At 36.8% G+C, this 22,818-nt stretch carries 16 protein-coding genes; 15 read left to right on the top strand and 1 reads right to left on the bottom strand.

All coding sequences use genetic code 11. From position 1 onward, the window contains the following. The first annotated feature begins 22 nt into the window (after positions 1-22). The 9 genes from ccoS (at position 23) to JM83_RS19065 (ending at position 7,328) form a co-directional block, all read left to right on the top strand. The gene (ccoS, locus tag JM83_RS02270; RefSeq protein WP_144958973.1) at positions 23-238 is read left to right on the top strand and encodes a cbb3-type cytochrome oxidase assembly protein CcoS; all 216 of its coding nucleotides are present in this window, start codon (positions 23-25) and stop codon (positions 236-238) included. 2 nt (positions 239-240) lie between these two features. Continuing rightward, positions 241-2,445, top strand: coding sequence for a cytochrome-c oxidase, cbb3-type subunit I (gene ccoN, locus JM83_RS02265; protein WP_144958971.1), 2,205 nt, complete (start codon positions 241-243; stop codon positions 2,443-2,445). Between the two features lies 1 nt (position 2,446). Continuing rightward, entirely contained in the window at positions 2,447-2,635 is a 189-nt protein-coding gene (locus JM83_RS02260; RefSeq protein ID WP_144958969.1) for a cbb3-type cytochrome c oxidase subunit 3, read from the top strand. After that, on the top strand, positions 2,632-3,543 hold the full coding sequence (locus JM83_RS02255; RefSeq protein WP_144958967.1) for a cbb3-type cytochrome c oxidase N-terminal domain-containing protein: 912 nt from the start codon (positions 2,632-2,634) through the stop codon (positions 3,541-3,543). Before JM83_RS02260 ends, JM83_RS02255 begins: the two co-directional genes overlap by 4 nt. A gap of 455 nt (positions 3,544-3,998) precedes the next feature. Continuing rightward, the gene (locus JM83_RS02250; protein ID WP_144958965.1) at positions 3,999-4,382 is read left to right on the top strand and encodes a group III truncated hemoglobin; all 384 of its coding nucleotides are present in this window, start codon (positions 3,999-4,001) and stop codon (positions 4,380-4,382) included. 19 nt (positions 4,383-4,401) lie between these two features. Continuing rightward, positions 4,402-5,823 (top strand): cytochrome c oxidase accessory protein CcoG, encoded by a 1,422-nt coding sequence (gene ccoG, locus JM83_RS02245; protein ID WP_144958964.1) that lies wholly within the window; start codon positions 4,402-4,404, stop codon positions 5,821-5,823. 186 nt (positions 5,824-6,009) lie between these two features. Then, positions 6,010-6,456, top strand: coding sequence for a FixH family protein (locus JM83_RS02240; protein ID WP_144958962.1), 447 nt, complete (start codon positions 6,010-6,012; stop codon positions 6,454-6,456). Then, positions 6,457-7,164: a sulfite exporter TauE/SafE family protein gene (locus tag JM83_RS02235; RefSeq protein WP_144958960.1), complete on the top strand. Its 708-nt coding sequence runs from the start codon at positions 6,457-6,459 to the stop codon at positions 7,162-7,164. 20 nt (positions 7,165-7,184) lie between these two features. Then, complete coding sequence (locus JM83_RS19065) at positions 7,185-7,328, top strand: hypothetical protein (protein ID WP_186434936.1); 144 nt, start codon at positions 7,185-7,187, stop codon at positions 7,326-7,328. 623 nt (positions 7,329-7,951) lie between these two features. Here the strand turns inward: JM83_RS19065 and hemN are convergent. Continuing rightward, positions 7,952-9,316: an oxygen-independent coproporphyrinogen III oxidase gene (gene hemN, locus JM83_RS02230; RefSeq protein WP_144958958.1), complete on the bottom strand. Its 1,365-nt coding sequence runs from the start codon at positions 9,314-9,316 to the stop codon at positions 7,952-7,954. A 1,495-nt stretch (positions 9,317-10,811) separates the two neighbouring features. On the opposite strand from hemN, the gene JM83_RS02220 reads away from it, so the two are divergent. The 6 genes from JM83_RS02220 to JM83_RS02195 all read left to right on the top strand — a co-directional run bounded on the left by JM83_RS02220 (position 10,812) and on the right by JM83_RS02195 (position 22,764). Then, a complete protein-coding gene (locus tag JM83_RS02220; protein ID WP_261376310.1) occupies positions 10,812-13,556 on the top strand; it encodes a substrate-binding domain-containing protein in 2,745 nt (914 codons plus the stop codon). Between the two features lie 354 nt (positions 13,557-13,910). After that, complete coding sequence (locus JM83_RS02215; protein ID WP_144958956.1) at positions 13,911-15,227, top strand: sugar porter family MFS transporter; 1,317 nt, start codon at positions 13,911-13,913, stop codon at positions 15,225-15,227. A 10-nt stretch (positions 15,228-15,237) separates the two neighbouring features. Next, positions 15,238-16,848 carry a glycoside hydrolase family 32 protein gene (locus JM83_RS02210; RefSeq protein ID WP_144958954.1) on the top strand — a complete coding sequence of 537 codons (1,611 nt, stop codon included), beginning with the start codon at positions 15,238-15,240 and terminating at the stop codon, positions 16,846-16,848. Between the two features lie 11 nt (positions 16,849-16,859). Beyond that, on the top strand, positions 16,860-20,024 hold the full coding sequence (locus tag JM83_RS02205; protein WP_144958952.1) for a SusC/RagA family TonB-linked outer membrane protein: 3,165 nt from the start codon (positions 16,860-16,862) through the stop codon (positions 20,022-20,024). Between the two features lie 11 nt (positions 20,025-20,035). After that, the gene (locus JM83_RS02200) at positions 20,036-21,781 is read left to right on the top strand and encodes a RagB/SusD family nutrient uptake outer membrane protein (RefSeq protein WP_144958950.1); all 1,746 of its coding nucleotides are present in this window, start codon (positions 20,036-20,038) and stop codon (positions 21,779-21,781) included. Positions 21,782-21,879: 98 nt separating this feature from the next. Further along, positions 21,880-22,764 (top strand): carbohydrate kinase family protein, encoded by an 885-nt coding sequence (locus tag JM83_RS02195; RefSeq protein ID WP_144958948.1) that lies wholly within the window; start codon positions 21,880-21,882, stop codon positions 22,762-22,764. Positions 22,765-22,818: the final 54 nt, after the last annotated feature.

Below are 22,818 nucleotides of genomic sequence, written 5' to 3'. Positions count from 1 at the left end.
TTACAATCAAATTTAGGTAGGTATGAGTATTATTTATATGCTTCTCGCAATAAGCGTTATTGTTGCCGTTGTGTTTTTTGCAGCTTTTGTTCTTTCGGTAAAAAATGGGCAGTATGACGACACCTATACACCTTCTGTACGCATGCTTTTTGATGATGAACTCGTCAAGGACAAAAAACCGGCGACCAAGAAACCCGCTACGCCAAACACGAATAACCATAATCCGAAATTAAATTAACTATGCAAGTAGAACAGTTCTATTACGATAATAAAATCGTAAAAAAGTTTATCAATGCCACCATATTTTGGGGACTTATCGGGATGACCGTGGGTTTGCTGCTCGCTTTTCTTTTTTTGTTCCCTAACCTTACAGATGGTATTCCTTGGTTGAGTTTTGGCCGTTTAAGGCCATTGCATACCAATGCCGTTATTTTTGCTTTCGTGGGAAATGCGATTTTCGCAGGGGTATACTATTCCTCGCAACGATTGCTTAAGGCCCGTATGTGGAAAGATTGGTTAAGTAATTTCAATTTTTGGGGATGGCAAGCCATTATAATAGGCGCTGCGATCACCCTTCCCTTGGGATATACGACCTCTAAAGAATATGCAGAACTGGAGTGGCCATTTGATATTGCTATTGCATTGGTTTGGGTAGCATTTGGTGCCAACTTGATAGGTGCCATCCTAAAGAGGAGACAGCGGCACTTATATGTGGCTATTTGGTTTTACTTGGCAACATTTGTAACGGTTGCAGTGCTACATATTGTAAACAGCATCGAATTGCCGGTTAGTGCTTTAAAAAGTTATTCGGTATATGCAGGAGTTCAAGATGCGTTGGTTCAGTGGTGGTACGGCCATAATGCCGTGGCATTTTTCTTGACCACGCCATTTTTAGGGCTTATGTATTATTTTGTTCCCAAGGCAGCAAATAGGCCGGTTTATTCCTATCGGCTTTCCATTGTACACTTTTGGTCGCTTATCTTTATTTATATTTGGGCAGGGCCCCACCACTTATTATATACCTCCTTGCCAGATTGGGCGCAGAATTTGGGGGTTGCCTTTTCCATAATGTTGCTTGCACCTTCTTGGGGTGGAATGATAAATGGATTATTGACCCTTCGTGGAGCTTGGGACAAGGTGCGAACAGACCCGGTTCTTAAATTTATGGTGGTTGCAATTACAGGATATGGAATGGCAACTTTTGAAGGGCCCATGCTTTCACTTAAAAATGTAAATGCCATAGCTCACTTTAGCGATTGGATTATTGCGCATGTTCACGTGGGTGCATTGGCCTGGAACGGATTTTTGACATTTGGAATGATATATTGGTTGGTTCCAAGATTGTTTAAAACCACACTTTGGTCCACTAAACTGGCCAATGTGCATTTTTGGATAGGAACGCTGGGTATCATTGTGTACACCTTGCCTATGTATGTTGCGGGATTCGTGCAAGCATCTATGTGGAAGCAATTCAACCCAGATGGAACACTTACCTATGGCAACTTCGTGGAAACCTTGGTAGAGATCATTCCAATGTACTGGATGCGTGCAATTGGAGGGACCCTGTATATAATTGGTTCTTTTGTAATGCTCTACAATGTTGTTAAAACAGTACGAAATGGCAGCAAGGTTACCGATGAACTTGCGGAAGCTGCACCACTGCAAAAAGTGACCAAAAAGCGAACTGCCAAGGAGGGCTATCACACCTGGCTGGAACGTCGCCCTGTGAAACTAACCATTTTTGCGACCATCGCTATCCTTATTGGTGGAATTGTTCAGATTATACCTTCGCTAATGGTAGATGATTATGTGCCCGTTATTTCAACTGTAAAGCCTTATACACCATTAGAATTGCAGGGAAGGGATATATACATTCGTGAGGGTTGTGTATCCTGCCATTCACAAATGATACGCCCTTTTCGAAGTGAGGTAGAACGCTATGGTGAATATTCCAAATCTGGAGAATATGTGTATGACCATCCTTTTTTATGGGGAAGCAAGCGTACAGGACCAGATTTATTTCGTGTTGGCGGGAAATACTCCGATAATTGGCACTTAAATCATTTTTACGATCCACAGAGTACATCTTCGGGTTCCATAATGCCCTCATATAAATGGCTTATTTCGAACGAATTGGATAAAGATTTGACAGAGGCAAAAATGGAAGCCATGCTTGCATTGGGCGTTCCTTATACTGAAGAAGAAATAGCCAATGCCCAGCAATGGATGACGGAACAGGGAACTCAAATAGAGAAGAATCTTTATAACGATCCAGATTTTGCAAAAACTTATGAAGCAGATAAGAAATATGCAAAAGATAACGGCGAGCACTTTGTAGAAATGCGCAACCGGGAAGTAGTTGCACTTATTGCTTACCTACAACGCTTGGGGACCGATATAAAGATTAAAACAAAGGAGGAAATAACCGTTTCAAAATCTGAATAGTATGTTAAGATTCATAAAACAAAACCTTGAAAACATCGATGGAGTGGCAATATATCCCATCATATCACTGCTCATATTTTTCATCTTTTTTACAGCTTTATTCTGGTGGGTTTTCACCGCCAAAAAAAAGCATATAGAAGAAGTGAGCAATATTCCATTAGAAAATGATCTAAACCACCAGGAGCTATGAGAAGTACCGCATCATTTATAAGAATCGCTGCCTTTGCACTATTTGGCTATCTATTTATCTATTTCTTGGGATCTACCGGAGAAACTTCGGTATTCGTTGAATATCCATGGTTATGGGCAATTTATGGAGTAGTAATCCTTATCTATATTGCCAGTGAAATATGTATCGAAGGATTGCGAGCCTTATTGTTTAGAACATTAAAGGCAGAAGAGAAAGAACGATACGAAGAAAAACAAGTTCTTGCCAAGGCAAATCAATTTAAGTGGTTTAAGGAAACCTATATAAAATTATTGGGTGGTAAGCCTATGGAAGAAGAAGGGGAAATTATCCTCGACCATAGCTATGATGGCATTAGGGAACTCGATAATGATCTTCCGCCATGGTGGGTATATGGCTTTTATGCTACCATCATTTTTGCCGTTGTATATATGGCCCGCTACCACATTTTTGATGGTATTGACCAAGAAACGGAATATAAAATAGCAGTTGCCGAAGCACAGGCAGAGATTGAGGAATACAAAAAGACAGCAAAAGATTTAGTAGATCCCAATACGGTGGAGCTTCTTACCGATGCCAGCGATCTAAATGCGGGAAAGTCTATTTATTCTGCTAGTTGTGTGGCATGCCATCAAGCGAGTGGTGCCGGAGGTATTGGCCCCAACCTAACGGATGAATATTGGATTTTGGGAGGTGGTATTAAAAATGTATTTAATACCATTTCTGAAGGGGGACGTGCAGGAAAAGGAATGGTTCCTTGGAAATCAGAACTCAAACCCATAGAGATTGCACAAGTAGCAAGTTATGTGTTGAGCCTGCAAGGAACCAATCCAGCAGATCCAAAGGATCCCGAAGGAGATATTTGGGTAGATGATAATTCCAATATAGAGGGAGGGGAAACCATAAATTGACTTAGTGTAATTGGGGTGAACGTGTCTGTTGGTATAGATTTGGCCCTTACTAAATAAGTGCTTTTCAGAATTTATATTCTTTGTGATTATAAAGGATGGTATAAATAGTTTTAAAAAGAACAATCCACCCGTAAAAAAAAGCAATTAATAATGGTAGCAGGCAAATTTTAGCAATCGGTTCAAAAAAAAGAAGCTACGCCAACAGCACATACAGCCTCTAGGACGGCAATGCTAGTGGTTATGAAAGGAGAAGGGGGTTTTACTATCAAAAACAACAGTATTCTTAAGTTGTGGGATGGGTAGGACATGCCCTTACAAATGAACCCTTGGTATGGGTAGGACAGTATTCAATGTATTATACAAATAAAAATCAGTATTGGTCTTGGACTAATTGTTTGTTTTGCATTCAGTAGGGTAAATTATTATTGGGATGGGGATTAAAAGCGGATTTTACAATGAAAAAAGATATTTCAACAAGAGAGGACATCCAGCTACTGGTCGATTCATTTTATATGCAGGTGAAGGAAGATCCAACCATAGGTTATATTTTTAATGATGTGGCTAAAGTAGATTGGGACAAACACCTCCCTAAAATGTATAGTTTTTGGGAAACCCTTTTGCTGGGAAAAATGAGTTTTAAGGGCAACCCGATACAAAAACATATGGAATTGAGCAAAAACACCGAAATAAACAAAGTCCATTTTGATCAATGGTTGTTTTTATGGTCGGGTACCATCGATGCACATTTCGAGGGCCCAATTGCTGAAGAAGCAAAAACAAAAGGCAAATCCATTGCGGGATTGATGTTATTTAAAATTGAACAATTTAGCAGTAAATAGATAGTAGGGACACAGTAGTATGGCAGAGCAAGGTAAAGATAATTTTAGGGACACCATTGGCACGCTTAACGATGAAGGAAAGCGGGCTTGGGTATTTCCTAAAAAGCCATCAGGTAAATTGTACGAGTATCGCAAGTATGTGAGCTATGTTCTTTTGGCGTTCTTGTTTTCTGCACCTTTTATTAAGGTAAATGGAAACCAGTTCCTTATGTTCAATATATTGGAAAGGCGTTTCAATATTTTTGGATTTCCGTTTTGGCCACAGGACTTTCATTTGTTCGTAATAATCATGCTCATAGGGGTTGTGTTTTTAGTACTGTTTACGGTGGCTTTTGGGCGCGTGTTTTGTGGTTGGATCTGCCCGCAGACCATTTTTATGGAAATGGTATTTCGTAGGATCGAATATTGGATAGATGGAGATCGGGGCAAACAAATACGCTTGGATAAAATGCCATGGAATGCTGAAAAAATAAAAAAGAGAACGTTTAAATGGTTCCTATTTTTTGTGATTTCATTTTTGGTGGCCAATATTTTTTTGGCATACCTAATAGGTAGTGATAGATTGATACGTTACATTCTCGATGGTCCGGAACAACATTGGAACACACTTGTTTCCCTCCTTATTTTTACAGGTGTGTTCTATTTCATTTTTGCATGGTTTAGGGAGCAGGTATGCATCATCGCTTGCCCTTACGGGAGATTGCAGGGCGTCTTGTTGGACAATAAATCCATAGTTGTGGCATACGATCACAAACGCGGCGAAAAGGAAGAAGGGCGGGCAAAATTCAAAAAGAATGAAGACCGTCAATTATCTGGGAAAGGCGATTGTATAGATTGTTTTCAATGTGTGAACGTATGTCCTACAGGTATCGATATTCGTAATGGAACCCAATTGGAATGTATAAACTGTACAGCCTGTATAGATGAGTGTGACAGTATAATGGAGGCTGTAGATCTTCCAAAGGGACTTATCCGCTTTACAAGCGAAGAGAATATTGAGAAAAAGACAAAATTCAAATTTACCGCCCGTCTTAAAGGATACACGGCGGTATTGGGCATATTAACGATGGTATTGGTTGGAATGCTTTTTCTTCGGAATAACGTAGAGGCAAATATCCTGCGGTTGCCAGGGCAGCTTTATGAACACAAGGAGAACAATATTATAAGTAATGTTTATACTTTTAAATTGATAAACAAAACCTCTCAGGAAATTAAAGGAATTCAATTTAAACTCCTCTCTCACAAGGGAACTATAAAATTGGTTTCGCACGATGAGTTTGATTTGCCAGGACAAGGCCTTTCAAAAGGGACACTTTTTATCGAAATAAATGGCAGTGCGTTGAGTGGTGATAAGGATAGGGTAGAAATAGGAGTGTACAGCAAGGACAAACTTATTGAAACAACCACCACGGCATTTTTAGGCCCTCGAAGCTATAATTAAAAAGGAATAAAAAAAAGCTGATAAAAATTGTTGCCAAGATTATAAGAAAAGACAAAAAGAAAAAATCCGTTATGCAGACTCACGTTATATATGCAACAATGGGGTAAGGCGAAGACGATAAACCCCGATCAAGTAAAATTGTGGGGATGGTAGGGTGCAAGAAATCAATATTTAAAAGAACGAATTATGAAAATGAATTGGGGTACAGGTTTGGTGATTGGGATGCTGTTGTTTATAAGTTTCATTCTTTTTTTCGTGATAACAATGAGCACAGATAAAAAATACAGTTATGATCTGGTTACTGAAGAATATTATAAAAAAGAAATGGAATTGCAGGACAATATCGACGCGCAGCAAAACAGCGCCGCGATGACCACACAAATAATTGGCGTTCATACTAAGGAAGGATACCTATTGCAATTTCCAAATGAATATGAACCAGAAAAAATTTCAGGAAAAGTGTTCCTATATAGACCGTCCAATAAACAACTGGATTTCGACTTTCCCATTGAAATGTCAAATTCCCATTTGCTCATACCTAACAAACGTTTGTTGGACGGTCGTTGGAACATTACGGTAGATTGGGAATATAATCACAAGCGGTTTCGGTATAAAAAATCCATAACCTACTAAATGATTTGGACGGCGCTCATATTTGGCCTTTTGGGCAGTTTTCACTGTGTGGGAATGTGTGGCCCCATAGCTTTCCTTTTACCGGTCGACAGAAAAAACAATGTTAAAAAAGCATTTCAATTGGCAAGCTACCATCTTGGGCGGTTACTTACTTATTCGTTGATAGGTTTTATTTTTGGATCCATAAGTGGACGGTTGAACCTTTTTGGGCTTCAGCAGCAGCTGTCAATCCTTATTGGCCTACTTATGATATTAGCAATTGTTTTACCATCAAAAATATTTAGTCGGTTCAATGGTTCAAAACCAATCTATAAAGGGGTGGGGAAGTTAAAAAATGTTTTAGGTGCCCAATTGAAAAAGAAAACACCCGATGCCTTTTTCACCATAGGTTTTTTAAACGGGCTTCTTCCATGCGGTTTGGTGTATATGGCAGTTTTTGGAGCCTTAACAATGGGCGGCGCTTGGCAAGGCGGTTTGTATATGTTCGCATTTGGATTAGGGACGGTACCACTTATGACCGGCGCAATCTATTTGGGAAATTTTTTAAAAGGAAAAGCAAAGCAACGTATTGTAAAAATGATCCCTGTATTTGTAATCACAATAGGGCTTTTGTTTATCCTGCGGGGCTTGGGCTTGGGAATTCCGTATGTGTCGCCCAGTAAAATGGTGGCGCAACAAGAAGTTTCAGCCAATTATAATTGTCATTAAAAATATAAAAATACAAGAATATGAAAGCAGTTTTTTTGCCCTTGGTAAATTGGGGATTGGGAACCATTATTATTGGTGTCTTCGCAGTGGTTTGTGTTATACTCGTGCTTGTTGTTTATAATATGATGAACAGCGACAAAAAGAAACAAGACGGGGATTTATAAGAATAATTTATGTAAATCTGTTTTTTGTCCAGCAAGATGCCAGATCATCTCGTTACCCTAAACCCGTGTTGTAAAAATCATCTAACGCAGGAAATTTACGTATGATGATGGTTCCTTGCCGATTTATGGTATCAAGAACTTCTTTTTTTTTGGTTAGTTTTTTTGCTTCCGACGAGTGAAGCGAGAGGAAAGCATAACAAAAAGATGAATAATCTTAAAACTCACACAGGTCTTTATTGACTTCTCCATAATTTTGAGGGAGGTTTCCAAAATCTTAGAAATACGTCAAAGTTAACCTTCCTGTCCGGCAGGCGGGCCTGTTTCAGGGTCTCCTCCAGATGTACTGGGATGCTGAAATAATTTTGGCAGCTTTCGGGAGAAGCCGAAAAAACTAAAAGGAGTTGTATCTTTCAACAAGGGATCCCTCCTCATTCTTCATTCAAAATGACAGCATTCGGCATTTAAAAACATAGCTATTTGATTCACAAAAAATTTTAAGTCGAATCAAGGTTAACAGAAAAAATGCGGATAGCAAGAATTTAGCGAGGTAAGTACTTGTGTTTCAGAATAAAAAAAGGAGAAATATCGAAGTGATATTTCCCCTTCCATCAGGGGAGATTATACTAAACAGTCATTGAAAAAAGTTTTGTTTCGGGATTTTTACGTTGCAATCGCAAGTCAAACGGGAGGCAGATATTGCGGACGAAAGTTTTCCCCTTTTCGGTAACTAGGATCGTTTTATCGCCCAACTCGATCAAACCATCATTTTTCAATTCCTTCAATTTATCGATGACCTCTGGAAGCTCCTCAAAATATTCACTTTTGTTGTTCCATGAGGTTTTAAAGTTGCACATTAGGTTTAGGATATGTTTCCTTATTATTAGGTCTTCATCGGTTAGAATATGGCCACGATAGATTGGCAGGATATCATTCTCCAAAAGATGATAATATTCTGAAATTCCTTTAACATTTTGGGCAAAACTGTACCAGCTATCACTTATAGAAGATACTCCTAATCCCAACATTACTTGTGTTTTGGAGGAAGTATACCCCATAAAATTACGGTGCAGTTCCTTCTCTTGCTGTGCCCGGTATAAATCATCTGTTTTTAAAGCAAAATGGTCCATCCCTATTTCGACGTAACCAGCTTCCAAAAGCATTTGCTTGCCCATTTCATATTGTTCGCGTTTTTCCCCTGCCTTTGGGAGGTCCTCATCACGATAACCGCGTTGCCCATTTCCCTTTATCCATGGCACGTGTGCATAACTGTAAAATGCGATACGGTCCGGTAGTAACTCTATGGTTTTTTCGATGGTATATTTTATGTGTTGAAGGGACTGGAAAGGCAAACCGAAAATAATATCGTGGCCAACAGAAGTGTAGCCAGCATCGCGGGCGTTTGTTGTTGCATTTTTTACATTTTCAAAGGGTTGGATCCTGTGGATTGCCTTTTGTACTGTTTCATTATAATCCTGCACCCCATAAGACACCCTTTTAAACCCAAAAGAGCGTAATTTTTCTAAATGTTCTTTGGTGGTATTATTGGGGTGTCCTTCAAAACTAAATTCATGATCTTCGGTCTTATCTGCAATCCTGAAAATTCCTTTTAGCAAGCTGCTTAAATTTTCTGAAGAAAAAAATGTGGGCGTGCCACCCCCAAAATGCAACTGCTGGATTCTTGGGCGCTCCCCAAAAAAATCCTTGTACATCCCTAGCTCTTTTAGCAATGCCTCTATATAGGGCATTTCTACAGTATGATTTTTGGTTATACGTTTATTGCATCCGCAAAACGTGCACAGCGATTCACAGAACGGCAAATGAATATACAGGCTGATCCCTTCAGTTTTATTGCTTTCCCGAAAGCTTTTACGCAAAGTTTCTTTCCATTTAATTAAACTGAAAGTGGCATTGTCCCAATAAGGAACCGTAGGGTAACTGGTATATCGAGGTCCGGGAACATTGTATTTTGTAACCAAGGAATCTTTCATAATCATATAAACATTTAAGTATCCATCTCGCTGCAAAATTAAGCATGATTGAGCAGGGGTTTTATGACTTTTGTCAGTTCTATCAAAAAATGTGTTTTTAATTTCCCGTTTGTGGTCTCAGTCAATGTCAATAAAAGTTGTAAGGTTTGCAGAAATAGAATAAACTTCATTTTTACAGCTATATGGTTATTTAAATAATAGGTTTTCCTCCTCGATAAAATATTAAGCAGAAAATAGGTGATACTGCTGTTTTGAAGTCTTGATTTGCTGGAAACAGAACTGTAGATATTTAGTCGATACATAACCCGAAGATTACTGATTTTCCCCGATGTTCCAGGGCTTTCCCGTTATTTATCAGAGAAAGACTTCACAGAAATGTGAGGTCTTTTGTTGTTGTGTGGCGTGCATGGCGAATAACTAGACGGAGCAAGTCCGTTATGGGGGTTTGTAGTTACCTACCATTAGCTCAAGGCAAGGGTGTCCATCTTGAGGTGGAATGTGAAGGAAGCCGGCGGCAAAGTTTCGACCCGAGGAACACGAACATCATCAGGCATATGCAATGCGGATAAGGTTGCAACACAAACCAAAGTCCAAAAGCTACACGGGCATTGTCGTGTAAATGGTGCGGGTACATGGAACGAAAGTTATTGGTTTTACCACGGCCCCGCACGGGCGAAGTCACGGAAATGTGGAAACGGAGTATGAAACATGGATAACAATTGCCGTGAGAAGTCAGCCGAGGCAATAAGAGCTATCTGGAACGAGCTGCGCAGAAGAGTGTGGAGGTCCCCCATGATAACGAAGGGCCAAACCTTGCAGCAGAACAGTAAATGAATGTTGCCTAAAGGGAAGTTTTGTTCAGATGCCCCATCAGGGACTCCTTTCAAGCGAACAGGTTAGGACGGAATCTGAAATGTTGGAGAGAGTGAGCATTACCCAACGGGATAACTGAAAACAACATCTGCACATCCAAAGGGTGCCAAAGCAAGGAACGGCGGTATACGAGAACCGTACGTACGGTGGTGTGAGAGGTCGAAACGGGAACTAATCCCGTTTCTCCTACCCGATTTTTAAGGGTTACAGGTTGCCCCGACGCTTTCAGGTGCCCTTCACATTTTTATCCAACATTTCATTATTGTTGATTCCCACATAGAAGGTTTTACTTCAGATTGCGGAAAGCCTTTTCTTGGATATATTGAATTGATAAATTTAGGAGCTTACACCTGTACAGTCGTTCATACCATCTTTGGCTTTTAGATTCTATGGTTTTTTTAAAGTTTTTCCAGATATATTATTCTCAAATTTCTGCTTTTATTGTCTATTCTTGAACTCATTTATGCTCGGTCTAAACCAGCCATCAGCAATTTGATTGATAACCTAGAATAATTATAATTGAATCTTTAACATTATTTAGGCCTTTGTAATATTCTAAAAATAGACACAGATTTCATTTAAAAATTTCTAATTTAGAAAACTGCCAATACTTTAATAAATTATGGAGATTCGTATGTCCAATATTTTAAAGCCAATTACTCTTATATATCTGATTTTTATTTTTGGGTGTTCAAAAACTTCTGAAACCAAAAAATATACGATAGGTTTTTCTCAAACTGGTGTTAACGATGAGTGGCGCAAATCCATGAATCAAGCCATGAAAATTCAAACGGCCTTTTACCCAGAAATCCAATTGAAAATTCTAGATGGGCAGGATGATGTTAATGACCAAATTAAAGATATCGAAGGGCTAATAAAGGAAAATGTGGATGTTTTGATTGTCTCTCCGGTACAAGCAATGCCTATAACACCTATAGTAGAAAAAGCATTTAAAAAAGGCATCCCGGTTATAATAGTTGACAGAAAAATCAATGGAGAAAATTATACGGCCTACTTAGGTGCAGATAATTATCAAGTTGGAACAAATGCTGCAAATTATTTGGCTTCACTTACTACTGAACCTAAAAATATTATTGAAATTAAAGGACTATTGGGATCCTCGCCTGCTTCGGAACGTAGCTATGGATTTAATAATATTATTAACGATATTCCTACTTTAAGTGTAGTCAATAGAATCCAAGGAAATTGGGAAAGTTATTCAATAAAAAATAAGTTATCTAAAATTTTGGATAGCATTAAGAATGTCGATTACATATTTGCACATAATGATAGAATGGCTTTAGGGGCATGGGAAGTTCTAAAAGAAAAAGGGCTCGAAAAGTCGATAAAAATAATTGGTGTGGATGGTTTAAATGGACCAAATGGAGGAATTAAACATGTTCAAGACCAGGTTTTTATGGCAACCATATTATATCCAACTGGCGGAGAGGAAGCTATCAAACTCGCTGTGAAAATACTTAATGGTGAAACTGTAGCTAAAAAAAATATACTCGGAACTACGGTTATAGATTCAAGAAATGCTAATATTTTAAAAAATCAGTTTGATAAAATTACGCAACAACAAAATGATATAGAAAAGCAACAAGATAAAATTCAACTACAAGATAAAACGTATTCAACTCAAGGTAACAGATTAAAGCTTCTTTTAGGTTTATTAATTACTAGTTTGCTTTTAGCTACCTACAGTATTTATTCTGCATATAACATAAGGAAGAAAAAGCGGGAATTAGAACTACAGAACAAGAAAATCACTATTCAGCGTAACCAAATCAAAACAATAGCCGAGGAAGTAAAAATAAGCAATGATGCCAAAGTGAATTTTTTCACGGGTTTATCACATGAGTTTAAAACACCAATTACCCTTATATTATCTTCTATTGAATCTTTAAGCGAAAACAAGGCCATAAAAGATAATAAAATTTTAACCGAAATAGGCTTGATTTTTAATAATTCCAAACGATTGCTAAGATTGATCAATCAGTTACTTGACTTTAGAAAAATTGAAGACCGAAAATTTATTCTAAAAGCTTCAAAAACCAACTTCTTTACATTTTCAAATAGAATTTTTCAGGATTTTGCCAGAGAAGCCCAAAAACGAAATATTGATTTTACTATTAAGGCCAATGACGAAGATTTGGACATCTATATCGATAGAAATTTAATGGATAAGGTGTATTTCAATTTATTGTCTAATGCATTTAAATTTACACCAGATAATGGGACGATAAGTATCGAAATTAAAAATGACCCTGAGAGTAATTTCGTAAAAGTAGTATTCAAGGATAGCGGCATTGGTATACCAAAGAAAGATTCATCAGAGGTGTTTAAGGCATTTTTTCAAGGTTCAAATAATAATAAAGCGGGTTCAGGTATCGGCTTACATTTATCACGGGAGTTTGTAGAGATGCACAAAGGGACAATAGAAGTAAATAGTATTCATGGTACAGAATTTACAATTACACTTTATAAAGGGACTTCTCATTTAAATAATGACGACATTGTTTATGAACCAGATATTATTGATCGTTCCATTATAAATTTTAACTTCGATTATGAAGAAGTCGGGTTTAATGAAATCGATGTAAAATCAGATGAAGAACGTTATTCCATTCTTATAATTGAAGATCATCAAGAATTAATTAAATTTTTAAAAAATAAATTAATTGGAGAGTATGAAGTTTATTTGTCTGATGGGTCCGATGCTATTGAAAAAGCCCTGGAATTGATTCCAGATGTCATTGTTTGTGACATTAATCTCACAGATAAAAGTGGTTTTGAAATTTGCGAAATTCTAAAGAAAGATCTAAGAACGTCCCATATACCAATTATTATGCTCACTGCTTTAACCAATAAAGAATCTTATGTAAAAGGCTTGCAATCTGGTGCAGATCTATATTTAACCAAACCCTTTAGTTTTGCCGTACTTTCACAATCTGTTAAAACGGTGATTTATAATCGTGAAAAGCTTCGGTATTATTTTATAAACAACATCCATAAAATAAGTACAGATAACAGTTTTGGATTATTCGATCAAGATTTTTTATCCAAAATCAATAAAATCATTAACGATAATTTAGATAATTCCAAATTCTCGGTAGAAAATTTAGCAAGCGAGTTAAATTTATCCAGAGTGCAATTATACCGAAAAACTAAGGCTATTTTAGGAGTTACCATCAGTGATTATATTCAAAATATACGTTTAGAAAGGGCGAAATCACTTTTACTGGAAACACAATTGACAATTTCTGAAATTGCTTACGAAACAGGGTTCTCCTCTCCCAACTATTTCTCTACCAGTTTTAAAGGGAAATTTAAAAAATCACCCAAAGCTTTTAGGCAGAAATAAATTTAAAACTACAGGCATTTTTACCTACTATTTTCGAAAGTTTCTACTGTTTTTTTTACTTAATAGTTGTTTTATGCCTATTTATTTTTCAGTTGCCTAAATAAATACCCTTCTAATTATCAAATCTTCAAATTGAAGCACCTACTCTGTGAAACAATTTTAAACAAAACATGTAACAATTTTAAACTACAACGTTTTTTATAAAATTCTTTATTTTTTAAATTATTGAAAATAAAATACTTAACTATTGATTAACAACTACTTAACAATTCTATAATCTTTTAGTACAAATCTATAATACTAGTTTAGGCTTAAAAAGTAAATTATAAATGTTAAAACTAGATACTTTATAACATGAACAAAAAAATACTAATCTGGGCTATTACTGCAGCACTTGCAGGCTTCTTATTTGGATTCGATACGGTAGTGATATCTGGCGCAGAGAAGGATTTGCAATTATTATGGGGTTCTTCAGATATGTTCCACGGCATTATAGTTATAGGAATGGCATTATGGGGAACGGTAATAGGAGCTTTTTTTGGTGGAATTCCAACTAATAGAATAGGGCGTAAAAACACCTTATTTTGGATAGGTGTTTTATACACTATTTCTGCTGTAGGATCTGCTTTATCCAATGATCCAATAACTTTTGCAATATTTAGATTTATTGGAGGCCTGGGAGTTGGTGCATCGACTGTTGCAGCACCTGCATATATCTCAGAAATAGCACCTGCAAAAGACCGGGGGAAACTGGTTGGTTTGTATCAATTTAATATAGTATTTGGTATTCTTGTTGCTTTTCTTTCCAATTACCTTCTTAATAACATAGGAGAAAATGCCTGGAGATGGATGGTAGGTGTTGAAGCTATTCCAGCAGCTATTTATACAATCTTTGTATTAACAGTTCCAAAAAGCCCAAGATGGCTATTAACTAAGTTTAGAAATAGCGAAGCTAGAAGTGTGCTTCAAATTATCAATCCTGGTCAAGATCCAGAAAAGTTAATGATGGAAATAAAGGATGAAATGGAAAACACTGTGCCTAATGAAAACATATTTCTAAAGAAGTATAGGTATCCATTAATTCTTGCATTTCTAATAGCATTTTTTAATCAACTATCAGGAATCAATGCATTGCTGTATTATGCTCCTAGAATTTTAGCAGAAGCAGGTCTTGCTGAAAGCACAGCGCTCTTAAGCAGTATAGGAGTGGGTGTCACAAACTTGCTTTTCACTCTATTAGGTATTTATTTAATAGATAGATTAGGAAGAAAACAACTTATGTACATATGTTCATTCGGTTATATCGTTTCCCTTTCATTGGTTTCAGCATCATTCTTTTTGAATTGGGATGGAAGCTCCATGCCTATATTTTTATTTATGTTCATTGCCTCACATGCCATAGGACAGGGTACCGTAATATGGGTGTTTATTTCTGAAATTTTCCCCAATCATTTAAGGAGCTCTGGACAATCATTTGGTAGTTCAGTACATTGGATATTGGCAGCTGTTATACCATCTTTAGTCCCTGTATTATTTTCTAGCATAGGTGCAGGGATGGTCTTTTTATTCTTTGCAGTTATGATGGGCTTCCAATTACTATTTGTAATATTTATGATGCCCGAGACCAAGGGGGTAACCCTAGAGGAATTGAGTAAAAAATTAATTAAGTAAGATAAACAATATGAAAATTTTTAAAAAAGCAAATCTAATTTTAATGTTGTTGGTTTTATCCTTCCTTATTGGATGCAAGGGTAATAAAAGCCAAAACAATCAAAATGATGAAGAATCAGTTAATGTGTCTTATTCAGAAGAAGAACTATATCGACCCAACTTTCATTTTACACCAAAGAAAGCTTGGATGAACGACCCTAATGGTATGTTCTATTATAATGGATATTACCATTTATACTTTCAGTATCATCCAGACAGTAATGTTTGGGGCCCGATGCATTGGGGGCACGCTATAAGCACAGATATGATTTCCTGGGTTGAGCAACCCATAGCCCTCTACCCAGATGAATTAGGAACAATTTTTTCAGGAAGTGCGGTAGTTGATATTGGCAATACCTCAGGTTTTGGAGCAGCAAGCAAAGCTGCACCTATAGTTGCTATATATACCAGCTCAAAACAATTAGAAGGTGATGATAATTGGAAACAAACACAAAGTATAGCATATAGCCAGGATGAAGGCAAAACCTTTATTAAATATGAGAATAATCCGGTTATAGACAACGATAAAATAAAAGATTTTAGAGACCCAAAAGTAACATGGGATGAAGAGCGAAATAAATGGGTCATGGTACTCGCGGCCGGTGATAAAATAATGTTTTATGATTCTAAAGATTTAAAAAAATGGAATTTACTTTCAGATTTTGGACAAGGCATCGGGGGGCATGGTGGAGTTTGGGAATGTCCAGATTTATTTAAACTACCAGTCTTAGGAACAAATGAATCTAAATGGGTGCTTTTTGTAAGTATTAACCCGGGAGGTCCAAATGGTGGTAGTGCTACCCAATATTTTATTGGAGATTTTGATGGCACCACCTTTACTATGGACAAGGAATTTGAAACATCATTAAATAAAAAACATAATTACTGGATAGATTTTGGGAGAGATAATTATGCAGGTGTTACATGGTCTAATGCAACTAGAAAGGACGGGAGCAAACTCATGCTAGGTTGGATGTCTAATTGGGATTATGCTCAAAAAGTACCAACTGAAGCCTGGAGAAGTGCAATGACTATCGCTAGAGAAGTACAGCTTCAAAAAGGCGATAATGGGTATAGGTTATTATTTAATCCTGTAAAAGAGCTTGCCAGCTACAGAAGCACAAAATATAAAAAAGCAAATATTACTATTAAGGGTGACACCAAACTTATAGATTCTGGCGCAATCGATTTAGCTAGAGTTGAAATTAAATTTAATATTTCGAATTTAATAGATGAAGGCTTCACCTTCAATCTAACCAATAAGCAAGGTGATTCCTTAGCATTTGGATACAACCACAACGATAAAAACTTTTTTGTAGATAGAAGAAAATCTGGAAAAATAGATTTTTCAGAAAAATTTGCCGATCGTATTTCTACAGCTCCACGAACCTCTCTTAATAAAGACTTATCAGGGACTATTATTATAGATAAAACATCTATTGAAATATTCTTTGATAATGGTGAAACTGTAATGACGGAAATATTTTTTCCGAATGCGCCATTTGAAAAATTAAGTATAAAACCTAAGGCCCAGGAATTTATTCTCAGCAAAATTGAAATTAACGAACTAAATTTTAACTAACTATACAAATTATGAAATTGAGCCAACTATTTTTTTTGCCCGTATTTGCTTTAATGAGCTTTTGGGCAGGAGCACAGGTTAAAGGTACTGTGACCTCCCAAGAGGATGGTATGCCTTTAACTGGTGTATCCGTATTTGTATCTGGTGCAGCAACTCAGGGTGCCGCTACAGATTTTGATGGAAATTATGTATTGAATGAGGTAGGTCCAAATGCTACGCTTATTTTTAGCTATGTAGGATATAAATCTCAAGAAGTACAAATTAATGGACGTTCCATAGTAGACGTTGTAATGCAGGTGGATGCCGCTTCGCTGGAAGAAATTATTGTAACCGGTTATTCCAGAGAAAGAAAGGTGGATGTAACCGGAGCGATTACCGTTGTAGATCTTGCGCCAATTGAAGGTGCCAGTATGAGTTCGGGTAGTGCCATTCAAGGATTGCAAGGTAGAGTTCCTGGTGTATTTATTGAAAAATCCGGGGATCCAACTGGCTCCGGAAGTAGAGTCTTAATTCGTGGTGCTACTACCTTGGGAAATAATGATCCATTGTATGTTATTGATGGTGTTCCTACTGTAAGACAAGAGGTTTTTTCAAGTATAAATCCAAGTGCAATAGAATCAATTCAAGTGCTTAAAGATGCATCAGCTTCGTCACTTTATGGTGCTCGTGCTGGTAATGGGGTAATTATCGTTACCACCAAAAATAGAGCAAAAGCTTTTGGGGGTGAAAAGTTTCAAATTAGCATAAATTCGAATGTCTCTGTGCTTTCTGAAAAACAACAGCGCTATGACATGCTTAATGCAGTCCAAAGAGGAGAAGCATTATGGCAAGCTTCAGTTAACGATGGGGCAGATCCAAATGGCGGATATGGTGAAATTTATAATTTCGACTGGAATGAAGATTTTAACAACCCTGTTTTAAATAGTGTTTCTGTGCAACCATTTGTAGGTGGCGATCCTAATGTTCCTGCAGGTGATACAGATTGGCAAGATGAAACATATGAAACTGGTTATGTATATAACAATGAAATATCTGTTTCTGGAGGTACAGATAACTCTTTTCATTTAATCAATCTTGGACATTTAAGAAATACAGGAATTTTAAAAAACACAGGTTACGAAAGGATTTCTGCAAAGTTAAATTCCAACTTCAGTTTGTTTGAGAATAGATTAAGAGTTGGGGTGAATACGCAAATGTACACATCTGATGAAACATTGGCTTCTCCTGATGTTGGTAGTGCACCAACGCCTGGCTTAGCTATTTCTTTAGCGCCAACCTTACCGGTATATGATGCTAACGGAAACTTTGCAGGTCCTTTAGGTGCTGGGTATTCCGATAGAAATAATCCCGTTTTAATTCAATATATAAATCGTTGGGACAATACAGATAGAACAACCATATTTGGTAATGTTTGGGGAGAGTTTGATATTATAGAAAATCTAACCTTTAGAACAAGTTTAGGTTTGGATTTTAGTGATTTCAAAAGAAAGGATATAGACACTAGAGTTAATAATGGATTTATAACCAGGGCTAACAATAGACTTATCCAAAACACAAATAAGTTCACCAGTTTAATATTTACCAATACTTTAAACTATCAGTTGGAGCTTGATGATAAACATAAAATTGATATTTTATTAGGAACAGAAGCCATTAAAGATGATTTTGAAAGTGTTAATGCCCAAGCCGATGGTTTTGCTGTGGAAACAGAAGACTTCTTTCAATTGGATGCCGCAACTGGAGCTAAAACGAATACAGGTTCTTCAACGGGAAGCCGATTATTATCTCAATTTGGTAAAATTAATTATGGTTTCGAAAACAAATATTTAGCATCGGTTACCATACGTCGTGATGGGTCTTCAAGATTTGGTCCAGAAAACAGATATGGTGTTTTTCCCGCTGCAACTGTAGGTTGGAGGATTAACAATGAAGAATTTTGGAAAGAAAATGACATCGTAAATTCTTTAAAATTTAGAGCAGGTTATGGAGAAGTAGGGAACCAGTCTATTGGAGATGTGGCACGTTTTGGTTTGTTTGAATCAAGATATGGACAAAACCAATTACAGGCAACAGGAGACACTTTCTTCTTTAATACCTTTTATAATGTTGGTACCGCTTACGATTTAAATGGAATAAATACAGGTAATTTACCTTCTGGTTTTGTATCCATTCAAGCTGCCAATTCAGGATTGAAATGGGAGACTACTAAAGAAATTAACCTTGGTTTAGACTTTACATTATTTGAAAATGCCTTGGTTGGTTCTTTTGATTATTTTACGAGGGAAACTTCAGACATCTTAACAGTACCTCCAATTGCATCGGCAATAGGTGAAGGTCAACTTCGGACATTAAATGGAGCAACTACCGAAACAAAAGGTTGGGAATTAGCCTTAAATTATTCTAAAACTTTAAGTGAAGATTTTTCATTTACAGTAGCAACTACTTTTGGTTCATTTAAAGATGAGATTACCGAATTACCTGCAGAAGTTGTTTCGGCTTTTCCTGGAACTGTAGACAATTCAATCATCGGTCATTCCCAGTTTTCCATTTTTGGTTATAAAACAGCAGGCCTATTTCAAAGTCAGGCAGATGTAGATTCTAGCCCAACACAAGTAGGAGCACGACCAGGGGGATTAAAATTTCAAGATTTAGATGGTAATGGAAGTATTGGAGCAGAAGATAGAGATTTTATTGGGACAACCTTACCAGACCTGGAGTACGGTATTAGAATTGATTTGGGATACAAGAATTTTGACCTGTCAATGTTTGGCTCTGGTGTAGCAGGAAGAATTGGGCAAGATCCTTACATCTTTTGGAATAATTTTGTACAAGGAAGAGAAAATGCTGGACTTGGAGTGTTAGATGCCTGGACACCAGAAAACACAGGCGCAACTATTCCGTCTTTATCCCTTGCATTTAATGATTTAAGAACTTCTGATTATTTATACAGAAAGAACTCTTATTTCAAATTAAGAAATCTTCAATTTGGATATTCACTTCCAGAAGATCTTGTAAATCAATGGGCAGGAATGTCAAGCCTTAGAATTTATTTTCAAGGAGAAAACCTATTCTGGTTTACTCCAAGCGATTACATAGGTTCAGATCCGGAACGTACAGATGTGAATAGAATTCCGGTACCAACAGTACTTTCATTAGGACTTAACATTAACTTTTAAAAATGGCAAACATGAAAAATATAAAAACTTTAGTAATAGGGATTATGGCGGCATTTGTATTGCTGGCCTGTTCCAAAGATTTTTTAGATTACGAACCGGAAGGAGTGTTATCTAGCGAAAATGTAGCAACAGCAGAAAATGCAGAAGCCCTAGTAGTTGCAGCTTATGCTGGAATTGCTAATGATGATATGGTTGGGCCATTAACCAGTATGTGGGTTTATGGAAGTGTACGTTCAGATGATGCCTATAAAGGCGGGGGGGGACGTGGTGATGTAGATGTAGTAGATAGATACGAGCAATACAATTTAACAATTGCTGATGATCCACTGGATTGGATGGCACCAAGAACCTGGACAAACTATTATGCAGCTATTTCTAGAGCAAATTTTGCTTTAGATGTAATTAATCAGATTCCAGATGCAGATTATGCAGATAAAACAATAAGACAAGCCGAACTTAGATTTTTAAGGGCACATTCTCATTTTGTTTTGAAATTATTATTTAAAAAGATTCCCTACATCACTGAAGGTTTAACACAGGATGAAATTTTAGAGATTTCAAATGTTGTGGATAATGATGTGTTATGGGATACGATAGCAGACGATTTCTTATTTGCATATAATAATTTGCCACAGGCTCAAGATGAAGTAGGTAGAGCCGATAGAAATGCAGCAGCAGCATATTTAGCAAAACTACGTTTGTATCAAGCATATGAGCAAGACGATACACACCAAGTCACCAATATTAATATGTCTCGCTTACAGGAGGTAATAGATTTTGCAAATGAGGTAACTGGTTCATTAGAATATGATTACGGAAATAATTTTCTTGATGGTTTCGATAATGGTCCAGAATCTATTTGGGCAGCACAGTTTTCAATTAATGATGGTACTACCGTTGGGAGAGTGAGCTTTGTAACTGGATTAAATTCACCACATGGTACTGGCTTGTATGGGTGTTGTGGATTCCACTTAGCAAGTCACAATATGGTAAATGCTTTTAAGACCAATGGTGATGGGTTACCATTATTAGATACGTTTAATGACAGCAATATATTTGATGTGGTTAATGATAATGGAGAAACTCCTTTGGCTGCAGGCATAACTTTAGACCCTAGAATCGATCACACAGTTGGGATTCCTGGTCGTCCATTTAAATATCGTAATACTGTTGCTAGTTCTGGTGATATGATCTATAAATTTAGTTGGGCAAGAGACCCGGGTGTTTATGGCTATTTTGGAAATATGAAAGAGCAGCAAGCGCCAGATTGTTCCTGTTATGTAAAGGAAGGACCGTTTGTAGGGACATCTAGAAACATAGAATTTATTAGATATGCCGATGTGCTTTTATTTAAAGCAGAAGCCTTAATCCAAATGGGCCAAGTGGATCAAGGTTTAGATATAATTAATCAAATTAGAACTCGAGCTGCAGCCAGTACACAAAGGCAAATAGATGCAGGAGCATCAGATTTATATAATGTGGGAATGTATTCCTTGGGAATGTCTCAGCAAGATGCTTTTAAAGCTTTAATGTTTGAAAGACGATTAGAGTTTGGTATGGAGGGTCCTAGATTTTTTGATTTAGTTAGATGGGGAATGGCGGAACCTGTTCTTAATGCCTATTTAGCGGTTGAGAAAACTAGAAAAGATTTCCTTGCCAATGCTCAGTTTACAGCTGGTCGTGATGAATATTACCCTATACCGCAAAGAGAAATTGATTTTACTGGTGGGTTATATAGCCAAAACCCTGGATATTAAGTTAAATCATGAAGTTGTGTAGTTTTTTGAATTAGTTTTTTTATTTTGAGAGAGGGTTTATTTAAGCCCTCTCTTTTTTATTTTTTAAAAGGAAAATTATGTCTAAAGTTGTTTGTTTCGGGGAAGTATTATGGGATGTGTTCCCTACGCATAAAAAAATTGGTGGCGCTCCATTAAATGTCGCATTACGAACTCAATCATTTAACAATGAAGTTGCAATGATTAGTAGTGTAGGTGATGATAAACGAGGAAAAATGCTTTTAGAGTACATTTCTCAAAATGGAGTAAATACAGATTATATTCAAGTTAATAAAAACTTTAAAACAGGAAAAGTAAAAGTGATGCTGAACGAAAAGGGATCAGCATCTTACGATATTAATTTCCCAAGGGCATGGGATGACATTATAATTACTAAAAATGCAATTGAATTGGTTAAAAAATCTGATGCGTTTGTTTATGGTAGTTTAGTAGCAAGAAATGATATTTCTAAAAACACCTTATTTGAGCTTTTAGAGTATGCTAATTATAGGGTTTTTGACCTAAACCTTCGCTCCCCATATTACACAAAAGAGGTATTAATTCATTTAATGAATAAAGCAGATTTCATCAAGTTTAATGATGATGAGTTATTTGAAGTTAGTGCCTATTTGGAATCTAAATATCGCTCGATGGAGCAAAACATACGCTATATCGCTGAAAAAACTAATACCAAGCGCATTTGTGTAACTAAAGGACACCATGGGGCAGTGCTTCTATATGATGATAAGTTTTATTATAATAGTGGCTATTTAATAAAGGTTTTGGATACCGTTGGTGCGGGCGATTCTTTTTTAGGATCATTAATAAGTCAATTATTAAACAAAGTAAACCCACAGGAAGCAATTGAATTTGCTTGTGCCGTTGGTGCGTTGGTAGCACAAAGTGAAGGTGCTAACCCCGTATTATTACGCTCGGATATAGATGCGTTTATTAATCCTGATTGAGATAACATTGAAAGCAATTTTTCGTCTATTTTAATAACTAATTCTATTTTAAAA

The organism is Gillisia sp. Hel_I_86, assembly GCF_007827275.1.
Taxonomy (GTDB): Bacteria; Bacteroidota; Bacteroidia; order Flavobacteriales; family Flavobacteriaceae; genus Gillisia.
This window is presented reverse-complemented; position numbering and strand designations above follow the sequence as displayed.